The following is a 20,624-nucleotide window of genomic DNA, read 5'->3' on the forward strand; positions in this document are numbered from 1 at the left end:
CCGTGGTGCGTCCCCTCGGATTCGTACGTCCCCTGTAATGGTGGAATACGTGAAGGCCATTCGTCGATTCACCGTGCGTCCCGTCCTCCCCGATCCCCTTCAACCGCTCAGCGACCTCGCCCGCAATCTGCGCTGGTCCTGGCACACCGAGACCCGTGAGCTCTTCCAGGCCGTCGACCCGGAGGTCCGGCGGACGGCGGAGTGCGACCCCGTGCGGCTGCTCGGTGCCGTATCCGCCGGGCGACTCGCCGAGCTCGCCCGCGACGAGCAGTTCCTGCACCGGCTGACCGAGGCGTCCGCGGACCTCCGGGACTACCTGGACGGATCCAGGTGGTACCAGGAGCAACTGGCCCAGGGGGCGGAGCTGCCGGCCGCCATCGCCTATTTCTCACCCGAGTTCGGGGTGACCGCCGCTCTGCCCCAGTACTCCGGCGGACTCGGGATCCTCGCCGGGGACCACCTGAAGGCCGCCAGCGACCTCGGCGTCCCCCTCGTCGCGGTCGGCCTGCTCTACCGGCACGGCTACTTCCGCCAGAGCCTGTCCCGCGACGGCTGGCAGCAGGAGCACTACCCCGTGCTCGATCCGAACGAGCTGCCGCTCACCCTGTTGCGCGAAGCCGACGGCACCCCGAGCCGGGTGGTGCTCACCCTGCCCGGTGGCCGTTCGCTGCACGCCCACATCTGGCAGGCCCAGGTGGGACGCGTACCGCTGCTGATGCTCGACTCCGCCGTGGAGGAGAACGCACCGGGCGAACGCGAGGTGACCGACCGGCTGTACGGCGGCGGCAGCGAGCACCGGCTGCTCCAGGAGATGCTCCTCGGCATCGGCGGCGTACGCGCGGTACGGACGTACTGCCGTCTCACCGGGCATCCGGCGCCCGAGGTGTTCCACACCAACGAGGGGCACGCCGGCTTCCTCGGGCTCGAACGCATCCGTGAACTCGTCGGCACCGGGCTGGACTTCGACTCCGCGGTGGAGTCCGTACGGGCCGGCACGATCTTCACCACCCACACGCCCGTGCCCGCCGGGATCGACCGGTTCGACCGCGAGCTCGTGGCCCGGCACTTCGGGGACGGCGGCGAACTCCCGGGGGTCGGCGTCGAACGCGTCCTGCAACTGGGCATGGAGACCTACCCCGGCGGCGAACCCGAGCTCTTCAACATGGCGGTCATGGGACTGCGGCTGGCCCAGCGGGCCAACGGGGTCTCCACCCTCCACGGTTCGGTCAGCCGGGAGATGTTCGCCGGGCTGTGGCCGGGCTTCGACGCGGCGGAGGTGCCGATCACCTCGGTGACCAACGGCGTCCACGCGCCCACCTGGGTCGCGCCCGAGATCCTCCGGCTGCGCAAGGACTACGGCGGCACACCCGGCCGCTGGGACTCCGCCGCCGATGTCCCGGACCGGGAACTCTGGGATCTGCGGCGGTCCCTGCGCGCACAACTGGTCACCGAGGTGCGGACACGGCTCTACGCCTCCTGGCGAGACCGGGGCGCCGAAGCCGCCGAACTCGGCTGGATCGACAACGTACTGGACCCGGACGTGCTGACCATCGGCTTCGCCCGGCGGGTGCCCTCGTACAAGCGGCTGACGCTGATGATGCGCGACCGCGACCGGCTGCGCGACCTGCTGCTCCACCCGACCCGCCCGATCCAGATCGTCGTCGCCGGCAAGGCCCACCCCGCCGACGACGGCGGGAAGCGGCTGGTGCGGGAGCTGGTGCGGTTCTCCGACGATCCACGGGTGCGCCACCGCATCGTGTTCCTGCCGGACTACGGGATGGCCATGGCGCAGAAGCTCTACCCGGGCTGCGACGTCTGGCTCAACAACCCCCTGCGCCCGCTGGAGGCCTGTGGTACGAGCGGCATGAAGGCGGCGCTCAACGGCTGCCTCAACCTCTCGGTCCTCGACGGGTGGTGGGACGAGTGGTTCGAGCCGGACTTCGGCTGGGCGATCCCGACGGCCGACGGTCTGGCCGTGGACGAGGACCGCCGCGACGATCTGGAGGCGGGCGCCCTCTACGAGTTGATCGAGGACAGGATCGCGCCGCGCTTCTACGACCGGGGCGGCGAGGGGCTCCCCGAACGCTGGATCGAGATGGTCCGCCGCACCCTGGGCACGCTGGGGCCCAAGGTTCTGGCGGGGCGCATGGTGACCGAGTACGTGGAGCGGCTGTACGCGCCCGCCGCGCTCGCCCAGCGTGCGATGGACCCCGGCGCGGCGCGGCAGCTCGCCGACTGGAAGGCCCGGGTCCGTGCCGCCTGGCCGCGCGTCGCCGTCGATCACATGGAGGCGGTGGCGCCCGATACGGCGGGCGGTCCGGCCGAGCTGGGGTCGACGCTGCTGCTGCGGGTCCGGATCGACCTCGGGGCGCTGGAGCCGGACGAGGTGGAGGTGCAGGCGGTGGCCGGCCGGGTGGACGCCGCCGATGGGATCTCGGACGCCCAGCTCTTCCCGCTGAAGCCCGCCGGGGGCCAGGACCTGGAGGGCCGCTGGCTGTACGACGGTCCGCTGGCCCTCGACCGCACCGGCCCGTACGGCTACACCGTGCGGGTGCTCCCGGCCCATCCGCTGCTGGCGACCGGCGCGGAACTCGGCCTGGTGGCGTTGCCCACGGAGTCGGCGGGGGACGGCGCGGGCGTGCTGATGCGCTGACGTACCGTCCGCCCGGCTCCGGCACCCGGTCGCGGACGTGAAACCGCCCGGGAGGAAGCGAGAGCTCCTCCCGGGCGGTTCGTTCAGTAGCCGGACCCGGCTCCGGGTTCAGCGGGCCGACGGGTTCAGAACGTCAGCTTGAAGCTGTTGATCTTGCCGGTGTCGCCCGAGAAGACGTCCTGGACCTTCAGCTTCCAGGTGCCGTTCGCCGCCACGGACGACGCGTTGACCGTGTACGTCGTCTGGACGTTGGGCGCCGAGTCGCTGATCGAGGAGTTCTTCAGCCGGTAGGTCGTACCGTTCGGGGCGACGAGGTCGATGACCAGGTCACCGCGCCAGGTGTGGGTGATGTCCACGCCGACCTTGAGGGCGCTGGGCGCGTTCCCCGTGACGCCGGTGACGTTGACCGAACTGGTGACGGCCGCGCCGCGGTCCGGGATGGCGACGGGGGTGGTGTTCTCGAAGACCGTGCCGCCGGGGTCGGTGCCGCCACCGGGGCGCGTGCCGACGTTGATGCCGGCCCAGGCGTCGGCGACGGCCTTGTACTCGGCGCTGGCCGTGCCGTACAGCTCACCGGCCACGGCGAGCGTACCGGTGCGGGCCGCCGCGTAGTTCGTGGTGGAGGTGAACTTGGTGGTGAGCGCCTTGAACCAGATCTGCGCGGCCTTGTCGCGGCCGATGCCGGTCACCGGCAGACCGTCGGAGGTCGGCGAGTCGTAGTTGACGCCGTTGATGGTCTTCTTGCCGCTGCCCTCGGAGAGCAGGTAGAAGAAGTGGTTCGCCGGGCCCGAGGAGTAGTGGACGTCGACGTTGCCGATGCCCGAGTACCAGGCGTCCTTGGACGCGCCGTCCTTGCTCGGCTTGTCCATGTAGCGCAGCGGGCTGCCGTCGCCGTTGATGTCGATCTTCTCGCCGATGAGGTAGTCGCCCGGGTCCGAGGCGTTGTTGGCGTAGAACTCGACCGCGGTGGCCATGATGTCGCTGGTCGCCTCGTTGAGGCCACCGGACTCACCGCTGTACACCAGGCCCGCGGTGGCGGCGGTGACGCCGTGCGTCATCTCGTGCGCGGCTACGTCGAGGGCGGTCAGCGGGGCGGCGTTGCCGCTGCCGTCGCCGTACGTCATGCAGAAGCAGCTGTCCTGCCAGAAGGCGTTGACGTAGTTGTTGCCGTAGTGGACGCGGGAGTACGCGCCGACGCCGTCGCCCCGGATGCCGGTGCGGCCGTGGACGTTCTTGTAGTAGTCCCAGGTCTCCGCCGCGCCGTAGTGCGCGTCGGCGGCGGCCGTCTCGGCGTTCGACGGGTTGCCGTTGCCCCACACGTCCGTGGAGTTGGTGAACAGCGTCCCGGTTCCCGACGAGCCGTGGTTCAGGTTGTACGTCTTGTGGTTGCCGCGGCCCGTGTCGGTCAGCGTGTACGACGGCGCGGTGCCGAGGGTGACCTGGCCGCTGTACTCGGTGTTGCCGACGCCGTTCTCGACCGCCTGCCACTCGTACAGCTTCGCGCCGGTGGTGGCGTCGGTGATGACGTGCAGCTCGTTGGGGGTGCCGTCGTCCTGGAGACCGCCGACGACGGTCTCGTAGGCGAGCTGCGGCTTGCCCTGCGCCATCCAGACCACCTTGCGGGGTGCCCGGTCGGCCTCGGTCTTCTTGGAGCCGTCGGCCTTGGCGAGGCCGAGCGCCTGCTTCTCGGCCGCGGCGGGCGCGACGTCGGCCGTCGTGTCCACGGCCTTCAGCTGGCCGCTGGTGACCTTGGACGCCTTGGTGACGCTCTTGGTCGCGCCGGCCTTGGACTCCTGGACGACCAGGTCGCCACCGAGCACCGGAAGTCCGGCGAAGGTGCGCTCGTAACGCGTGTGCGTGGTGCCGTCGTTGTCCTGGACGACATCCCGGACGACGAGCTTCTCCCGAGAGCCGAGGCCGAGCTCCTTGGCCGTGGCCGCCTTGCTCGCGTCGGCCTCGCGGATCAGCTCGGCGCGCTGGGACGGGGTGAGCTGCTTGGCCAGGGCGCCGTGGTTGGCGCCGGCGGTGGCGCTGCCGGGAGTGGCTGTGGCCGTACCGGTCTGGACTCCGACGGCGAGGAGGGCTGCTGCGGCTATCAGAGCGCCGGTCGCGGTGGCACGACGGCTGGACGTGGATCTCACGCGGACTCCTTCTGCGAGGGGGGTACCGGCGGCAGGTGGCCGTCGGAAGAACGAGAAGTGCGCAGAACGGGGTGAAGAGTGTCAGCCGGAAGGCCGTTCTGTCAGGACCGCGTCAACAAGTTGGCCGGAAGTCGTCCGTTGCCGTAAATGTCATGTTCGTTAAGCGGACGTTTCACCGATCATCATCGCGACGCCATCCAGCGTCCTTCGCAGGCCGAATTCGAAGAGTTCGTCGAGATCGAGCTCGAACTCATCCTGTTCGAACAGCGAGTTGAGGAACGGGTAGTCGCCACTGGCCGAGATGGCATCGAACTGTGGCTCATTTCTTACCATCCACTCCGCGGCGGACAGCCCGGTGTCCTGACGCGCCTGTGTCTCCATGTCGCCGGCCATGGCAAGTCCCTGGACGTGGGCGAAAAGGGTGAACAACAGTTCCCATTTCTTTCAGTGGATATCGGTCATTCTGTGTGAATATCCTGATGTGGTGAAGCTTTCCGAGTGGGCGGCGCGCAACGGCGTGCATTACCAGACCGCGTGGATCTGGGCGAAGGAGGGCCGTATGCCGGTCCCGGTTGTCCAGACGCCGTCGGGTACATGGCTCGTGACCGAGTCCGTCCCGCAGGCTGCGGGACGGGTTGTGGCGCACTGCCGCGTCTCGTCCGGTGACCAGAAAGCGGACCTGGAGCGCCAGGTCGCCCGGACCGTTCAAGGCGCAACGTCCCGGGGTCTCACGGTCGCTGACGTGGTGACGGAGGTCGGCTCCGGCTTGAACGGGCGCCGTCGCAAGCTGCACCGGCTGCTCGCCGGCCCGGGTGTGGGGACGGTCGTGGTCGAGCACCGTGACCGCCTCGCCCGGTTCGGCGTCGAGCACCTGGAGGCCGCCCTCTCGGCCTCGGGGCGGCGCCTGCTTGTCCTTGACCCCGCGGAGAGGGCCGACGATCTCGTACGGGACATCACCGAGGCCCTGACCTCGATGTGCACACGCCTGTACGGCCGGCACTCCGCGAAGAACCGCGCCGCCCAGGCAGTCGCCGTTGCCACCGGCCCCGAGGTGGCCGGATGAAGAAGTTCAAGCCCCGGCCCGGTTTCACCGTCCTCGCGTACAAGCTCGCGCTGGACCCGAACGCCACGGCCGGCCACCACCTGCACTCGCACGCAGGTGCCGCGAGGGCAGCGTACAACTGGGCGGTCACGTACATCACCGCCGCGTGGTGGCAGCGCAAGGCCGAGCAGTCCTACAACATCCCCGAGGACGAGCTGACACCATGGCGGTCGTGGTCGCTGCCCTCGCTACGCAAGGCGTTCAACGAGGACAAACGCACCAACCCACGTTTCGCCCACTGGTGGGAGGAGAACTCCAAAGAGGCATACAACACCGGCCTGGCAGGCGCGTCGGCGGCGTTCGACAACTACGCGAAGTCGAAGAGCGGTAAGCGCAAAGGCCCGAGGATGGGCATCCCCCGCTTCAAGTCGAAGCGGAAAGCATCCCTGACCTGCCGGTTCACCACCGGAACGATCCGTATCGAACCTGACGGCAGGCACATCACCCTGCCCAGGATCGGCACCATCCGCCTCCACGAACACCGGGCCGACCTGCGCGCCCTCGCCGACACGGGAAACATGCGGATCCTGTCCGCGACGGTGCGCCTGGACCAGGGCCGCTGGTTCGTGTCGTTGCAAGTCGAGGAGAAGCATCAGCCGGCGAAGGTCGCCCGTCCGGATGCGTCGGTCGGTATCGACCTCGGCATCAAGACCCTCGCCGTCCTCGCGGACAGCGACGGTGTCCTCGCTACGGAACCCAACCCACGCCACCTCGACCGCGCGCAGAAGCAGCTGCGCCGCGCCAGTCGTGTCGTCTCGCGCCGCCAGGGCCCCGACCGGCGCACCGGTCGGCAGGCATCGAAGCGCTGGGAGAAGGCGAACCGGGCGCGGAACAAGGTGCACCACCGGGTCGCGAACCTCCGCGAGGACACCCTCCACAAGATGACGACCCGTCTTGCCCGCGAGTACGGCACGATCGTCATCGAAGACCTCAACGTGGCAGGAATGGGCCGCAACCGGCGCCTGTCCCGCCGGGTCGCGGATGCCGCGTTCGGCGAGATCCGACGCCAGCTCACCTACAAGACCCGTCGCCACGGCACGCGACTCGTCGTTGCCGACCGCTGGTTCCCCTCCTCGAAGACCTGCTCGCGCTGCGGTGCGGTGAAAGCCAAGCTGCCCCTCAGCATGCGCGTCTTCGAGTGCGACAACTGCGGACTCGTCATCGACCGGGACGCAAACGCCGGACACAACCTGGTCGCCCACGCGGCCCGCACAACAGGTACCGGAGTGGCCGGAGACCTGGACCCCGCCAAGGTGGAGTCGAAGCCCCGTGGAGCCGACCGCAAGACCCGCAGCACCCGCCCGCGCCGCAAGGCCGGGACGGGGCGGGCAGGTGGCACAATCCCCAGCCCCCGGGCCGGGAAGGAAACGGGAGACCGTCAACAAGTCACCAGAGCACAACTCACGCTCTGGTGACCCGTTACGGACCATTCCAGCGGAAACGCCGGGATTGCTGAGATCACTTGATGATCAAAACAACGGTGAGATGGATGTGCAGCTCGGCGCCCAGGCGGCGTTCACCGAACACCTCGTCCGACATCAGCCGGACCAGCTCGGCCTTGCCCGGCACATGGTGGTACAGCGCCATGGTGGAGGTGGCCAGCATGGTCGTGACCCGGCGCATGGAAACCGCGGACATTCCTTTGGCGTCGGCCAGTTTGATGGCGGTACGCACGATGCGCTCACGGCTCAGACCGGGGCCGCCGTGCTCTCCGTCGTCCTGCTCCGGGGCTCGGGGTCCGTACCGGCCCGCCCAGCGGGCGGCGAAGCCCGTACCGAGGAGCGGAGCCGGTCGCGGTGAGGCCCAAAGGACCCGGGCGTCAGGCGGTGGTGAGGACCATCCGGAAGCGGGCGGCACCGGACAGCATCTTCTGGTACGCCTCGGCTGCCCCGTCCAGTGGCACGGTCTCGGTCATCGGGCGGATCCCGTGCAGGACGCTGAACGCCAGGGTGTCCTGCACGTCCTGCGCGGTGCCCGACGGGTGGCCCCGGACGACCTTGCCGCTCATGAGCAGCTGGGTCGGGCTGATGCCCAGCGGTTCGGAGTCCGCGCCGATGACGACCAGCTCGCCGCGGGGCGCGAGGCCGCCCACGGTAGCCGTGATGGCCCCGGACGCGGACGCGGTGGCCAGGACGACCTTGGCACCGCCGAGGGCCTGCAACGCGTCTGCGACGGTGGTGTCCGCCGTGCTGTCGATGTAGTGATGCGCGCCGAGCTCCTTGGCGAAATCGGCCTTGGCGGCTCCGCGGGCGATGGCCACGGTCTCGAAGCCCATCGCGGCCGCGTACTGCACCCCCAGATGGCCGAGGCCGCCGATGCCGAGCACGGCGACCAGGTCACCCGGCCGCGCGGAGCTGCGCCGCAGACCGTTGTACGTGGTCACCCCCGCGCAGCCCATGGGCGCCGCATCGACCGCGTCCAGCGCGTCGGGGATCCGGGCCAGGGCGTCCACCGGTGCGATCACCGTCTCGGCGTAGCCTCCGTCGTACGACCATCCGGGGACCTTCAGGTTCTGGCACACCATGAAGTCACCCTGCCTGCACGGTGTGCAGTGGCCGCAACTGCCGCCGAACCAGCCGACGGCCACCCGGTCGCCCACCTGCCAGACGTTCTGCGTTCCCTCGCCGAGCTCCACGATCCGTCCGGCGATCTCATGCCCGGGGACCACGGGAAACCGTACGCCCGGAAGCGCGCCGTTCACGAAGAAGGCGTCGCTGTGACAGACCCCGCAGGCATCCACGGCCACTCGTACGTGACAGGGGCCGGGGTGCGGCACATCGCGCTCCACGATCTCGAACGGACCGCCGGCGGTGGCGACCTGCGCGGCTCGATAGACGCTCATCTGGATCTCTCCGGGTTACGGGCGGATGTCCCCCGGAATCAGCAGACCAGCTCCGGCCCGATCGCGCGCGGCGGGTGGAGCAGGCGGGGACTTTCGTAACCCGCCGAGATGCACGTTCAGGCGCGTCAGCCGGCGAACCCCGGCACCACCAGACCGGACTCGTACGCGATCACTACCGCGTGGGTCCGGTTCTGCGCGCCGAGCTTGGTCAGCACGTTCCCGACGTGGGTCTTCACCGTCTCCAGGCTCACCGTGAGCGACTCGGCGATCTCCGGGTTGGACAGGCCGGTGGCCATCAACCGCAGCACCTCCTCCTCCCGCCCCGTCAGCGCCGCCTTCGGCAACGCCTCGGCGGAGCCCAGCGGGCGGGCGGCGACCATCCGGCGCAGTGCCGCCGGGAAGAGGATCGCCTCCCCCGCCGCCACCACCCGTACCGCCTCCGCGATCTGCTGGACCGGAAGCCGCTTGAGCACGAACCCACTGGCCCCCGCGCTGAGCGCGGCGGTGACGTAGCCGTCGTTCTCGAAGGTGGTGATCACCACGACCTTCGGCGGTTCGGCCGACTCGGCAAGGAGTTGTCGGGTGGCCTCGATCCCGTTGCGACGCGGCATCCGCACATCCATCAGGACCACGTCCGGCCGCAGCCGCCGCACCTGCTCGACCGCCTCAACGCCGTCGGCGGCCTCCCCGACCACCGCGATCCCCGGCCGTGCCGCGAGCAACGTGCGCAGACCGCTGCGGGTCACCTCGTCGTCGTCCGCGATCAGGAGTGTGACGGGGGGACTGGTAGGGCTGGTGGTGGCGGGGCCGGTGCCAACGCCAGCCGTGACGGCTGCGCTCGCGTCAGGGCTGGTCGCGACGGCCGCGCTCGCGTCGGAGCCGATCATGCCGACAACCGTACCGGCAGCAGGACTGTCAACCGCCAGTGCTGCGGTCCGTCCGGGCCGGCCTCGATCTCACCGTGCAGCAGCCGCACGCGCTCGGCCAGCCCGGGCAGGCCGTGCCCGGACGTCGGGAAGGCGGCCGGGCCTCTGCCTCTGCCTGTGCCCGTCCCTGCCCGGGTCCGGTTGACCACACCGAGCTCCAGTCCGTGCGACGCGGCCGCCACCCGGACCTCGATCGGACCACCTGCCCCGTGCCGCAACGCGTTCGTCAACCCTTCCTGCAGGATCCGGTACGCCGCCCGGGAGAGCGTCCCCTGCACCTGCGTCAACTCGCCCGAAAGCTCCGGTTCCACCACCGCGCCCGCGTGCTGCAACCGGTCCAGCAGCTCAGGCAGGTCGGCCAAGGTGCGGGTCGGCGCTGTCTCCGCCTTCTCCTCGCGCAGCACGCCCAGCACGTAGTCCAGGTCCTCCAGCGCGGCCCGGGCCGATTCCTCGATGCTGCGCAGGGCGGCCCGCGCCGCCACCGGGTCGGCGGAGAGCACCTCGCCCGCCACCGCCGCCTGGATCGTGGCCGCCGTCAGCGTGTGCCCGATCGAGTCGTGCAACTCGTGGGCCAGTCGGTTACGTTCGGCCAGCCGCAGCTCCCGCTCGGCCGCCAGCGCGAGCCGCTCAGCCGAAGACGGCCCCAACAGCCTTGGCGCCAACCACCGCAGAGCGTTCGTCACCACCACGCACACAGCCGCCGCCAGCAGCACGCAGCCGAGCGCCACCGCCCAGCTGCCCCCGCCACCCGCCACCCGCACCGACCAGCCGAACAGACTCAGCCCCGCCTCGGCGCGGAACCAACCCGCCGGGAGGGTCAGGCCCGCGAGGATCAGCACACCGCTCACCATCGCCCCCGTCCACCCCAGTGCCACGTGCAGCAGCAGCCAGACCGGAGTCCGCCAACGGTCGGCGCCGGACGGCACGGCGGGGGCCAACCCAGTGCCGGGTGAGCTCGTGGACTGACGAGCGGCCACCGGATCCGGCAACGGCACCCCCAGCAGTCGACGGGCGCACGTGACCAGCACCCGCCGCGTGGTGCGGGCCAGCCCGACCACGCCGATCAGTGCCGCCCAGACCAGCAGGGTCAGAACGACCTGCACTCCATAGGGGGCGGATCGCCACGCCAACACCGGCAGCAGTGCGAAAAGCAGCAGTGGAATGCTCGCCAACGCGCCGCAATAGGCGAACAGCGCGCCCGCATACGTGGAGCCGCGCAGCAGCGGCCGGATTCCCCTGATCATAATCGGCCAGTATGACCGGGCGGCTCACCGGCGGCCTCCCCCGATCGAGGGAGCATTTTCTCCCGCCTTCCCGCGATGCGCACCGGAGATCCCGGAAACCAGAATCGTGTCCTGCCCAGTTGACGGGAGGACGGATGATGAACATGCAAGGAACAGAGACGTCGCCGAATCACACGACGCCGGCCGAGGCCGTGTCGACCCGGACGACGTCAATGCCGACTCGGGCGGCATCGACCGAAGTCGCTGGGGCGGACCCCGATTCCCCGTATCCGCAAGGCCCCGGCTACGGCATGCGGTCCCGGCCGGCAGGAACGGCCTGGCCGTGGCCGCCATGGTGCTCGGCATCATCGGCCTGATCACCTCGATCGCCTTCGTCGGCGGCCTGTTCGGCGTCATCGGCCTGATCCTGGGCATCGCCGCCCTGATGAAGGCCAGGCGGACCGGCGTCGGCCGGGGCATGTCCATCACCGGCGTGGTGACGTCGTTCATCGCGATAGTGGTGTCCATCCTGGCCGCCATTCTCATGGCCTGGTACGCCAACAACACGCAGAAGTGCTACCAGCCAGAGAGCTTCCAGCAATACAAGCAGTGCGTTCACCAGCAGCTCACCGGAGACTGACCGGCGGCCGGCGGCACCGCCGGCAATGACCGGGCCTCGGCGCACCCAAGTCCCTGGCGATGGAATCGCTGACCTCCCGCGCACACAAGGGAGGAAGGGCCAATCACCTCTCCCCAGCAAGGACAAGCAACACTGTGCGAAACAGACGAATAGCATCTCTTCTGGCTGTCGGTGCCGCGACGACTTTCATTTCGGCGCTCACACCCGCAACGGCCTTGGCCGCATCTCGGACCACTGCGGCCAAGGACCCTCTGCGGCAGTACACGCAGCAGAATTCCCGATGGCAGCGCTGCGACGCGGAGAACCCCGCCACCTATCAGTGCGCGACTCTCAAGGTGCCGCTGGACTACAGCGATCCCGGTGGAAAGAGGATCGACATCGCGATATCCCGGCTGAAGGCAAGCAGCGCAAAGGAACGTCGCGGTGTTCTGCTGCTCAGCCCCGGCGGCCCCGGCGGGCCGGGCCTGAGCATGCCCGTAGACCCGGCATTGAACATTCCCCAGGAAGTGAAGAGACAGTACGACCTCATCGGGTTCGACCCGAGGGGCGTCGGGCAGAGCTCTCCCGTCAGTTGCGGTCTGACCGACGAAGAAAGGAACGATGAGCGCCCGTACAGGGCCGAGACATTCGCAAAGGACGTGGAGTGGGCACGTACGGTGGCCGACAAATGCCGGGCCGAGGCGGGTGACACACTGCGGCACCTCACCACCCGCAACACCGCTCGCGACATGGACGTCATCCGTGCCGTGCTGGGGGAGAGAAAGATTTCCTACCTGGGGTACTCCTACGGCACCTACCTCGGCGCCGTCTACACGCAGATGTTTCCCCGGCGAACCGACCGGTTCGTGCTGGACAGCGCGACCGACCCCGCGCGGGTCTGGCGGGGCATGTTCCAAGGGATGGCGGAGGGGGCCGAGCCCGCCTTCACGAGATGGAGCGAATGGACTGCCAGGCGGCACACGACGTACAGACTGGGCAATACCCCGGCCGAGGTCCGCGAGACCTTCTGGAAGCTGATCGCCCGGGCCGACCGCGAGCCCATCGACTCCGGCGGGAGCCCCCTCACCGGTGACGAGATCCGCTCCGAGCTGCGCGCCACGTTCCCCCGCGTTCGCGTAGCCGCCGAAAGGGTCGCCGAGCTGAAGAGGGCGGCCGAGGGCAGGAAGCCGGCCCCGTCCGGCACGCCCGAACAGGCCCCGGCCCCGTTGGCGTTCGCCCGTGACGTCCCCTCGGACAATGACGCCGCGAGCGCTTGGGCTGTCCTGTGCGCCGACACCCGTACGTGGCCGCGCGACCCCGAGCAGTACCGCCGCGACGCGATCCGCGACAGGGCCCGGTATCCGCTCTACGGCGATTTCGCGTCCACCATCAAGCCGTGCGCCTTCTGGAAGCAGGGCAGCGAGCCCGCGACAACGGTGAACAACAAGGTCAATGCACTGATCCTGCAGAACCAGTGGGACCCCCAAACGCCCCTGGCCGGCGCCCAGGGCATGCACCGGGCCCTGCACGGCTCCCGGATGGTCACTGTCGCCGGAGGGGAGGGGCACGGCGTCTACGGCATCACCAACTCCTGTGCGGACAGGAACGCCACGGCCTATCTGACCACGGGCAGGCTCCCGTCCGAGGATCTGACCTGCCGAGCGGGGTCGGATACTCGGAGCGGCTGACTGCGGCTGTCCGGGCGGGGGCTGGGGCCCCAGCCTGCGACGAACGCTCTGCTGTCGCAGGAATCCGAAGCACCACGGCGGCGAGCAGCGGCTCCACGGCCAGCAGCAGCGCGGCCACGACGACGAAGGCGAGGACCGCGCCGACACCGGGGCCGGTGATGGTCAGCGTGTCGGCGATCACGGCGACGTCGCCGAACCCGATCGTGACGACTTCCCCGGCTGTGACCCGGCGCGCCAGCGCCCCGCCCAGCCGGGTCGCCTGCGTGACGACGGCCCGCACGGAACGGAAGGCGGCGTCCAGCCGCACCCTGGTCATCGTGCGGTGCCGCATGATGGCCAGCCAGGCGTTCAGCACCCCGACGCCCAGCAGGGCCGCTACCCAGCCGGCCAGTGCGGGCCACTGCCCCGGTTGCAGCCCGTCGTCGATGGCGTGGGACAGCAGGTACGGAGGCAGTGTCAGGCAGACGACCCAGGCGCTGCCGAGCAGCGAACCTGCGGCGATCCGGTGGCGCTGACAGGCGATCAGCCACCACAGGTACCGCAGGGAGCTGCGGCGGTCCGGGGGCCGTATCGGGTGCAGTGAGCGATTCTTGGTCTGGATCCCTCCCCGGGGTGGTGGCGGAACGCGGTCGCAGGTGCCTGCTCCACGGATCGTACGGACAGCGTGTACGTGCAGTCCGTGTCGGGGACGACGACGAGGAGCGGGGCGCCGGTCTTGATCTGTGCGTGGGCGGCGCGTTGGCTCTCGCGGTCCTCGTACCAGGCGCGGAGTTCCGCGAGGTGGCCGAGGTACGGGTCGAGGCCGAGCCGGTCCACGATCCATAACGCCTGTCCGCCGAGCCATCGCAGTGCGAGGACAGGGGAGATGGTCCGGAAGGTGCCCAGCACGTACCGCGCTGTTTGGCCGGTGCCGTACACGAGCCCTTCGGCGAGCGCCTCGCACCGGTAACCCGCCTGCTCGGGCTGACCGTTCACGCCCGGCCGTCCATCCACATCGCCGGTCACAGGATGCGCCCCGCGCTCCGGGCATTGCACCGCGCAATCTCGGCCCGCAACCGCTCTAAGGGGCTCGGCGGCCGCAGGTGTTCGGGCTCCGCCTCCCACTCCGTCCCGCCACAGACCGGCCGCAACGACCAGTACGGGCCGGCCACCCCCCGGAACTCTCCCACCTGGTCACGACGGCTGGTATCCACCAACAGCGTGCCGGGGGCGGGTACTTGCGGGGGCCTCTGCTCATTCGGGGGGCCGTCTTTCGCAGACACGGGCCACTCCTCTCCGTAACGGTTCCGCTACCAAGGGTGGCTCAGCGTGGCCTAGAGTCGGGGGGTCTTCAACTTGCACAAGTTGTTTGGGTAGTTGGGCGGAGACCGTTGAATCGGAAAGAATTAGACCCTGAGGAATCACCGAGCGCGCAGTTCGGGCAGCGTCTGCGCACGCTGAGAGATGAGCGAGGGTGGACGCAGGACGAGCTGGCCGCACGTATCGGATGCTCGGGAACGCATATTTCCGCCGTAGAAACTGGTCGTCGTCCTCCAACTCGCCATTTTGCTGCAAGAGTTGACAGGGTGTTCGGCACCGGGGGCAGGTTCGAGCGCCAGAGCCTGGCTGTGCGCCACACAGCGCTCATCGAAGGGTTCTCGGAGTACGTCGCGCATGAAGCGCGAGCCTCGGAGATCAGGCTGTACGAGGTGGGCGTCATCCCTGGCCTGCTCCAGACGCCGGAGTACGCAGCGGCGCTCGAAGCAGACGCAGTGCGGCGGGAAGCAATCACCCTCGAGCAGGCCGACGAACGCGTCGGGCTGGTGGCAAGGCGCCAAGCCTCCCTCGTGCGGTCGCCATCGCCCCTGATCCTCGCGGTACTCGACGAAGGATGTATCCGCCGGCCAATGGGATCTCCCGCTGTCACGGACGCCCAGTTCGCGCGCTTGCTCAAGTTCGCCGAGCTACCGAACACCGTGTTGCAGATCGCGCCGTTCTCCATGGGAGAACGCAGACCGTTCAGCCTGCCCATCACCGTGCTCACAATGCCGGACCGCTCGCTGATGTCGTACGCCGAGTCCACTCATCGGGGCCATCTCGAACGGGAAAGTACGTTCGTGCTGCCGATACTGACGGCCTACCATCAGCTACAGGCCGAGGCGCTCTCCCAGGCGGCATCCGTGGCCCTGATCGAACAGGTACGAAAGGGCACCCCGTGACTACCGAATCCCCCCGTTGGTTCACGTCCTCCTACAGCGGCAACGGCGGCCAGTGCATCGAGGTCGCCGCAAACCTCGTCGGCTCGCTCGGCGTGATCCCCGTCCGTGACTCGAAGAACCCGAGCGGTCCGGTGCTGAATGCCTCCGCCCCCTCGTTCGCCTCGTTCGTGGCGGGCGTCAAGGCCGGAGAGTTCGGCGCCGTCTAACCAACCGGCTCCGCACGTACTGATCCCGGACACGACGAAAGCCCGCCACACTTCTGAATCGGGAGCGTGGCGGGGCTTTCGTCGGTGGTTGCAGGCGGCTGCCGGTCCCACTCGTCGCCCGGTCTCACGCCAGGCTCTCCCGCCACGCCCGGTGGAGACCGGCGAAGCGGCCGGTGCCGCCGATGAGTTCGGACGGGGCGCCGTCCTCCACGATGCGGCCGTGCTCCATCACCAGGACCCGGTCCGCGATCTCCACGGTCGACAGGCGGTGGGCGATCACCACCGCGGTGCGGCCGTGGAGCACCGTGTCCATGGCCCGCTGCACCGCCCGTTCGCCCGGGATGTCCAGGGAGCTCGTCGCCTCGTCGAGGATCAGCACGGACGGGTTCGCGAGCAGGGCCCGGGCGAACGCGACCAACTGGCGCTGACCGGCCGAGATCCTGCCGCCCCGCTTGCGTACGTCCGTGTCGTAGCCCTCGGGCAGCCCGGCGATGAAATCGTGTGCGCCGATCGCCTTGGCGGCCTGCTCGATCTCCTCACGGGTCGCGTCCGGGCTGCCGATCGCGATGTTCTCGGCGACCGTCCCGGAGAACAGGAACGCCTCCTGGGTCACCATCACCACACCCCGCCGCAGCTCGGACACGGCCAGATCCCGCAGATCGGTCCCGTCGAGCAGCACCCGGCCCTCGGTCGGGTCGTAGAAGCGGGCCAGCAGCTTGGCGAGCGTCGACTTGCCCGCGCCCGTCGAACCGACCACGGCGACGGTCTGACCGGCCGGGACCGTCAGACCGAAGCGGGGCAGGACCTCGCCCCCCGTACGGTAGGCGAACCGCACCGAGTCGAAGACGACCTCGCGGCCCGGGTGCTCACCCGTGAGCGCGGGCAGGCCGACCGGATTCGCCGTCTCGGGGACGGACGGGGTCTGGGCCAGCAGACCCGCGATCTTCTCCAGCGAAGCGGCGGCCGACTGGTAGGAGTTGAGGAACATGCCCAACCGGTCGATCGGGTCGTACAGCCGGCGCAGATAGAGCACGGCCGCGGCCAGCACACCGAGCGCCAGCGTGCCCGACGCCACCCGGTACGCACCCCACAGCACGATCCCCGCGACCGCCGTGTTGGCGACCAGCCGGGAGCCGACGACATAGCGCGCCATCTCCAGCAACGCGCCGCCGTTCGCCTGCCGGTGCGCGGAGTTGAGGCCCTCGAAGTGCGCGTCGTTGCGGCGCTCGCGGCGGAACGCCTGGACGGGGCGGATGCCGTTCATCGACTCGGCGAACTTCACGATGACCGCGGCGATCGCCGACGACCGCGCCGCGTAGAGCACGCCCGCCCGCCGTTGGTAGCGCCGCACCAGCAGATACAGCGGGGCGAAGGAGAGCACGGCCACCGCGCCGAGACCGAAGTCCAGCCAGAGAAGCACCAGGGAGATGGAGACGAAGGACAGGACGATGCCGATCAGCTCCTGCAGCCCCTCGCTGAGCAGTTCCCGCAGCGATTCCACATCCGTGGTCGAACGGGAGATCAGCCGCCCCGAGGTGTAGCGCTCATGGAAGTCCACACTCAGCGCCTGCGCGTGACGGAAGATCCGGCCGCGCAGATCGAGCAGGACGTCCTGGCTGATCCGGGCGGAGACCATGATGAACGTGTACTGCATGAGCCCCGCGACCGCCGAACACAGCGTGTACCCCACGGCCACCGCGATCAACGGCCCGTAGTCCGCGTCCCGGAACGCGGGCACACCGCTGTCGATGGCGTACGCGACGAGCAACGGGCCCGCCTGTACCGCCGCCTGCTGGATCAGCAGCAACAGCGCCGACACCAGCACCCGGCCCCGGTGCGGCCGGAGTAGCGACATCAGCAGCGAGCGGGTCGCACCGCGGGGCGTGGGCAGATCGTCCCGGTCGAACCGGTCCCCGGCACCGTCGGAGAGGGACGGGCCCGCAGGCTCCTTCCGCGCGTCCGGCCGCCGGTCGGCGGGCCCGGTCGTCGTCGTACCGGTCGTCGTGCTGGTCATCGGGTACGGCCCTTCTCAGCGGGGACGTCCGGTACGAGACGGCCCTCGCCGGACAGGTCGGGGACGGTGTCCACGGCGGGGGCACCCTCCTGCGCGTCGGTGGCCCCCGACATCAGCCACGCGTACTCCGCGTTGCCGCGCAGCAGTTCCTGATGGGTGCCGACGGCGGTGATCCGGCCCTCGGAGAGCAGTGCCACCCGGTCCGCGAGCATCACGGTGGACGGCCGGTGCGCGACCACGATCGCCGTCGTCTCCTCCAGCACCTGCCGCAGCGCGGCCTCCACCAGCGTCTCCGTGTGCACGTCCAGGGCGGAGAGCGGATCGTCGAGCACCAGGAAGCGCGGCCGGCCGACCACGGCGCGGGCCAGTGCGAGCCGCTGCCGCTGCCCGCCGGAGAGGCTGAGCCCCTGCTCGCCGACCTGGGTGCCGACGCCGTCGGGCAGGTCGTACACGAAGTCGGCCTGCGCGACGGCGAGCGCCCGCCGCAACTCGTCCTCCCCGGCGCCCTCGGCGCCCATCAGCACGTTCTCCCCGACGGTCGCCGAGAAGAGCGTCGGCTCCTCGAAGGCCACGGACACCAGCTTGCGCAGCTCCTGGCGGGGCATGGCGGTGATGTCCCTGCCGTCCAGCGTGATCCGCCCGCCGGTGGCCTCGTGCAGCCGCGGTACGAGCGCGGTGAGCGTCGTCTTCCCGGAACCGGTGGTCCCGACCAGGGCCATCGTCTCGCCGGGGCGGATGCGCAGATCGATCCGGGACAGTACGGGTACGGAACCCGGCTCCGCGTCGGGATAGCGGAACTCCACGCCCTCGAAGACCATTTCGCCCCGACCGTCGTCCGTGCCCTGAGGCGCGGGGCCGTCGGCGGCGGCCGCGTCCTCCTCCTCGGCCACGTCCATCACCTCGAAGAACCGGTCGGTCGCCGTCGCCGACTCCTGACTCATCGCGAGCAGGAAGCCGATCGACTCGATCGGCCACCGCAGCGCGAGCGCCGTCGACAGGAAGGCCACCAGCGTGCCCGCCGACAGCCCGCCGTCGGCGACCTGGACCGTGCCGAGGACCAGCGCCGCCCCGATGGCCAGCTCGGGGATCGTGGTGATGACGGCCCAGATGCCCGCGAGGAGACGCGCCTTGCCCAACTCCGTACCGCGCAGCTGCTGCGAGAGGGCACGGAACGCGAGGGCCTGGCTGCGGTGCCGGCCGAAGCCCTTGATGATGCGGATGCCGAGCACGCTCTCCTCGACGACCGTCGTCAGATCACCGACCTGGTCCTGCGCCTGGCGCGCCACGACCGAGTACTTCGTCTCGAAGACCGAGCAGAGGATCACCAACGGCACCACCGGAGCGAGCAGCACCAGCCCCAGCGTCCATTCCTGCATCAGCAAAATGATGAAACCGACCAGGACCGTCGTGCCGTTGACCAGCAGGAATGTCAGCGGAAAGGCCAGGAACATGCGGAGCAGCATCAGGTCCGTGGTCCCGCGCGACAGCAACTGCCCCGACGGCCAGCGGTCGTGGAACGCCACCGGCAGCCGCTGCAGATGCCGGTACAGGTCGGCCCGCATCGCCGCTTCGACCCCCGCCAGCGGCCGGGCCACCAGCCACCGCCGTATCCCGAAGAGCACGGCCTCGGCGATGCCCAGCAGGAGCAGGTACAGCGCGCCCAGCCAGACACCTCCCGGATCGCGGTCCGCCACCGGGCCGTCGACGATCCACTTCAGTACGAGAGGGATCACCAGACCCAGGCACGAGGCGACTATCGCGACCAGCGCGGCGGCGGACAGGCGGGTGCGTACCGGCTTCACATAGGGCCACAACCTCAGCAGGGAGCGTGCGGCTGACCGTTCCTTGGGATCTACATGTTCTTCGGGCATCACAGTCGAGCCTACGGTTCACCGCTGACATCGCTCATGTGGTTTTTCGGCCGTCCGGCGGTCCCGGAGCGGACGTCCGGCGGTCCCGGAGCCGCCGTTCGACCGTGCCGGAGCCGTCGTCCGGTGGTTCCGGAGACCGCTGGTCGTACTCCGTATCAACCGATCGGCCGATGCCGCTTCGAGCGCGATGGACGATGGCGCGCCGGTTCCCCGGACACGATGCTCGTAGGCATGGCAATCATCGAAGTGAACGCGGTGCACAAGGCCTACGCCGGGCGCCCCGCGGTGGACGGAGTGAGCTTCGCCGTCGACGAGGGGGAGATCTTCGGGATCCTCGGCCCCAACGGAGCCGGCAAGACCACCACCGTCGAGTGCATCGAGGGGCTCCGGGTCCCCGACGCCGGTACGGTCCGGGTGGCCGGCCTCGACCCCGTCGCCGACCACGACCGGGTGACCGGGCTGCTCGGCGCACAGCTCCAGGAGAGCGAACTCCAGCCCAAGCTCACCGTGGCCGAGGCGCTGGAGCTGTACAGCGCCTTCTATCCGGCCCCCGCCGACTGGCGCGCGCTGGCCGAACGGCTCGGTCTGCACACCATGTACGGCACCCGGTTCGCCAAGCTGTCCGGCGGTCAGAAACAACGGCTGTCCATCGCGCTCGCCCTGATCGGCAACCCGCAGGTCGTGGTCCTCGACGAGCTGACCACCGGTCTGGACCCGCGGGCCCGCCGGGACACCTGGAAGCTGATCGAGGACGTACGCGACAGCGGTGTGACGGTGCTTCTGGTCACCCACTTCATGGAGGAGGCCAACCGGCTCTGCGACCGTGTCGCCGTGATCGACAAGGGAAAGGTCGTCGCCCTCGACACCCCGTCCGGCCTGGTCAGCCGGGCCGGCAGCGCCACAGTCATCTCCTTCACCCCCGCACAGCCGCTCGACCCGACCGAACTGGATTCGCTGCCCGGTGCGGTCTCCGTCGAACAGAAGAACGGCCGGATCGTCATCCACGGCAGCGACGAGACGGTCAACGCGGTGATCTCACTGCTGGCCCGCCACCGCATCACGGCACACCAACTCCGCGTCTCCGAAGCAACGCTGGACGACGCCTTCCTCGACCTCACAGAAGCAGAACAGGCGGCCTGAG

Annotated in this window: 18 protein-coding genes and 1 pseudogene; 8 read left to right on the plus strand and 11 right to left on the minus strand. The window is 69.6% G+C overall.

Annotation, left to right across the window (positions count from 1 at the left end; genetic code table 11):
• Nucleotides 1-49: 49 nt before the first annotated feature.
• Nucleotides 50-2,653 (plus strand): alpha-glucan family phosphorylase, encoded by a 2,604-nt coding sequence (gene glgP, locus OG306_RS26945; RefSeq protein WP_266905373.1) that lies wholly within the window; start codon nt 50-52, stop codon nt 2,651-2,653.
• A gap of 125 nt (nt 2,654-2,778) precedes the next feature.
• Here the strand turns inward: glgP and OG306_RS26950 are convergent, their stop codons facing one another.
• Nucleotides 2,779-4,794, minus strand: coding sequence for a M4 family metallopeptidase (locus OG306_RS26950; protein ID WP_327258747.1), 2,016 nt, complete (start codon nt 4,792-4,794; stop codon nt 2,779-2,781).
• A 159-nt stretch (nt 4,795-4,953) separates the two neighbouring features.
• Complete coding sequence (locus OG306_RS26955; RefSeq protein WP_327349314.1) at nt 4,954-5,187, minus strand: TetR/AcrR family transcriptional regulator C-terminal domain-containing protein; 234 nt, start codon at nt 5,185-5,187, stop codon at nt 4,954-4,956.
• A 91-nt stretch (nt 5,188-5,278) separates the two neighbouring features.
• On the opposite strand from OG306_RS26955, the gene OG306_RS26960 reads away from it, so the two are divergent.
• Nucleotides 5,279-5,857 carry an IS607 family transposase gene (locus tag OG306_RS26960; RefSeq protein WP_266745417.1) on the plus strand — a complete coding sequence of 193 codons (579 nt, stop codon included), beginning with the start codon at nt 5,279-5,281 and terminating at the stop codon, nt 5,855-5,857.
• Entirely contained in the window at nt 5,854-7,311 is a 1,458-nt protein-coding gene (tnpB, locus tag OG306_RS26965; RefSeq protein WP_266748687.1) for an IS607 family element RNA-guided endonuclease TnpB, read from the plus strand. The genes OG306_RS26960 and tnpB overlap by 4 nt, the downstream gene beginning before the upstream one ends.
• A gap of 43 nt (nt 7,312-7,354) precedes the next feature.
• Here tnpB and OG306_RS26970 read toward each other — a convergent pair whose 3' ends face one another.
• The 4 genes from OG306_RS26970 to OG306_RS26985 form a co-directional block, all read right to left on the minus strand.
• Nucleotides 7,355-7,570: a TetR family transcriptional regulator gene (locus OG306_RS26970; RefSeq protein WP_323183948.1), complete on the minus strand. Its 216-nt coding sequence runs from the start codon at nt 7,568-7,570 to the stop codon at nt 7,355-7,357.
• A gap of 145 nt (nt 7,571-7,715) precedes the next feature.
• Nucleotides 7,716-8,738 (minus strand): alcohol dehydrogenase, encoded by a 1,023-nt coding sequence (locus OG306_RS26975; protein WP_266748689.1) that lies wholly within the window; start codon nt 8,736-8,738, stop codon nt 7,716-7,718.
• A 125-nt stretch (nt 8,739-8,863) separates the two neighbouring features.
• The gene (locus tag OG306_RS26980) at nt 8,864-9,625 is read right to left on the minus strand and encodes a response regulator transcription factor (RefSeq protein ID WP_266748690.1); all 762 of its coding nucleotides are present in this window, start codon (nt 9,623-9,625) and stop codon (nt 8,864-8,866) included.
• Nucleotides 9,622-10,908 carry a sensor histidine kinase gene (locus OG306_RS26985; protein WP_371665677.1) on the minus strand — a complete coding sequence of 429 codons (1,287 nt, stop codon included), beginning with the start codon at nt 10,906-10,908 and terminating at the stop codon, nt 9,622-9,624. Before OG306_RS26985 ends, OG306_RS26980 begins: the two co-directional genes overlap by 4 nt.
• A gap of 331 nt (nt 10,909-11,239) precedes the next feature.
• Here OG306_RS26985 and OG306_RS26990 point away from each other — a divergent pair, with 331 nt between their 5' ends.
• Both OG306_RS26990 and OG306_RS26995 read left to right on the plus strand, forming a co-directional pair.
• A complete protein-coding gene (locus OG306_RS26990; RefSeq protein ID WP_371666274.1) occupies nt 11,240-11,527 on the plus strand; it encodes a DUF4190 domain-containing protein in 288 nt (95 codons plus the stop codon).
• Between the two features lie 134 nt (nt 11,528-11,661).
• Nucleotides 11,662-13,194: an alpha/beta hydrolase gene (locus OG306_RS26995; protein ID WP_266748695.1), complete on the plus strand. Its 1,533-nt coding sequence runs from the start codon at nt 11,662-11,664 to the stop codon at nt 13,192-13,194.
• 67 nt (nt 13,195-13,261) lie between these two features.
• On the opposite strand, the pseudogene OG306_RS27000 reads toward OG306_RS26995, so the two are convergent.
• From OG306_RS27000 to OG306_RS27010, 3 genes and pseudogenes are all read right to left on the minus strand, one after another.
• A pseudogene (locus tag OG306_RS27000) lies at nt 13,262-13,774 on the minus strand (ABC transporter ATP-binding protein); the annotation flags it as partial.
• Complete coding sequence (locus OG306_RS27005) at nt 13,717-14,169, minus strand: hypothetical protein (protein ID WP_266748696.1); 453 nt, start codon at nt 14,167-14,169, stop codon at nt 13,717-13,719. The pseudogene OG306_RS27000 and the gene OG306_RS27005, both read right to left, overlap by 58 nt.
• A 26-nt stretch (nt 14,170-14,195) precedes the next feature.
• Nucleotides 14,196-14,456 carry a hypothetical protein gene (locus tag OG306_RS27010; RefSeq protein ID WP_266748698.1) on the minus strand — a complete coding sequence of 87 codons (261 nt, stop codon included), beginning with the start codon at nt 14,454-14,456 and terminating at the stop codon, nt 14,196-14,198.
• A gap of 108 nt (nt 14,457-14,564) precedes the next feature.
• On the opposite strand from OG306_RS27010, the gene OG306_RS27015 reads away from it, so the two are divergent.
• Both OG306_RS27015 and OG306_RS27020 read left to right on the plus strand, forming a co-directional pair.
• A complete protein-coding gene (locus tag OG306_RS27015; RefSeq protein ID WP_371665678.1) occupies nt 14,565-15,392 on the plus strand; it encodes a helix-turn-helix domain-containing protein in 828 nt (275 codons plus the stop codon).
• Entirely contained in the window at nt 15,389-15,598 is a 210-nt protein-coding gene (locus tag OG306_RS27020) for a DUF397 domain-containing protein (protein ID WP_266748700.1), read from the plus strand. Before OG306_RS27015 ends, OG306_RS27020 begins: the two co-directional genes overlap by 4 nt.
• Nucleotides 15,599-15,722: 124 nt before the next feature.
• Here OG306_RS27020 and OG306_RS27025 read toward each other — a convergent pair whose 3' ends face one another.
• Entirely contained in the window at nt 15,723-17,612 is a 1,890-nt protein-coding gene (locus OG306_RS27025; RefSeq protein WP_371665679.1) for an ABC transporter ATP-binding protein, read from the minus strand.
• Nucleotides 17,609-19,483 carry an ABC transporter ATP-binding protein gene (locus OG306_RS27030; RefSeq protein WP_371665680.1) on the minus strand — a complete coding sequence of 625 codons (1,875 nt, stop codon included), beginning with the start codon at nt 19,481-19,483 and terminating at the stop codon, nt 17,609-17,611. The genes OG306_RS27025 and OG306_RS27030 overlap by 4 nt, the downstream gene beginning before the upstream one ends.
• Before the next feature lie 231 nt (nt 19,484-19,714).
• Between OG306_RS27030 and OG306_RS27035 the strand changes: the two genes are divergently transcribed.
• The gene (locus OG306_RS27035; protein WP_266748703.1) at nt 19,715-20,623 is read left to right on the plus strand and encodes an ABC transporter ATP-binding protein; all 909 of its coding nucleotides are present in this window, start codon (nt 19,715-19,717) and stop codon (nt 20,621-20,623) included.
• Nucleotide 20,624: the final 1 nt, after the last annotated feature.

It is taken from the genome of Streptomyces sp. NBC_01241 (assembly GCF_041435435.1).
Taxonomy (GTDB): domain Bacteria; phylum Actinomycetota; class Actinomycetes; order Streptomycetales; family Streptomycetaceae; genus Streptomyces.

Coding starts and splice junctions, on each gene's coding strand:
- OG306_RS27035 (WP_266748703.1), top strand. CDS start 19,715: ATGGCAATCATCGAAGTGAACGCGGTGCACAAGGCCTACGCCGGGCGC.
- tnpB (WP_266748687.1), top strand. CDS start 5,854: ATGAAGAAGTTCAAGCCCCGGCCCGGTTTCACCGTCCTCGCGTACAAG.
- OG306_RS26955 (WP_327349314.1), bottom strand. CDS start 5,187: ATGGCCGGCGACATGGAGACACAGGCGCGTCAGGACACCGGGCTGTCC.
- OG306_RS26990 (WP_371666274.1), top strand. CDS start 11,240: ATGGTGCTCGGCATCATCGGCCTGATCACCTCGATCGCCTTCGTCGGC.
- OG306_RS26985 (WP_371665677.1), bottom strand. CDS start 10,908: ATGATCAGGGGAATCCGGCCGCTGCTGCGCGGCTCCACGTATGCGGGC.
- OG306_RS26975 (WP_266748689.1), bottom strand. CDS start 8,738: ATGAGCGTCTATCGAGCCGCGCAGGTCGCCACCGCCGGCGGTCCGTTC.
- OG306_RS26980 (WP_266748690.1), bottom strand. CDS start 9,625: ATGATCGGCTCCGACGCGAGCGCGGCCGTCGCGACCAGCCCTGACGCG.
- OG306_RS27025 (WP_371665679.1), bottom strand. CDS start 17,612: ATGACCAGCACGACGACCGGTACGACGACGACCGGGCCCGCCGACCGG.
- OG306_RS27030 (WP_371665680.1), bottom strand. CDS start 19,483: ATGCCCGAAGAACATGTAGATCCCAAGGAACGGTCAGCCGCACGCTCC.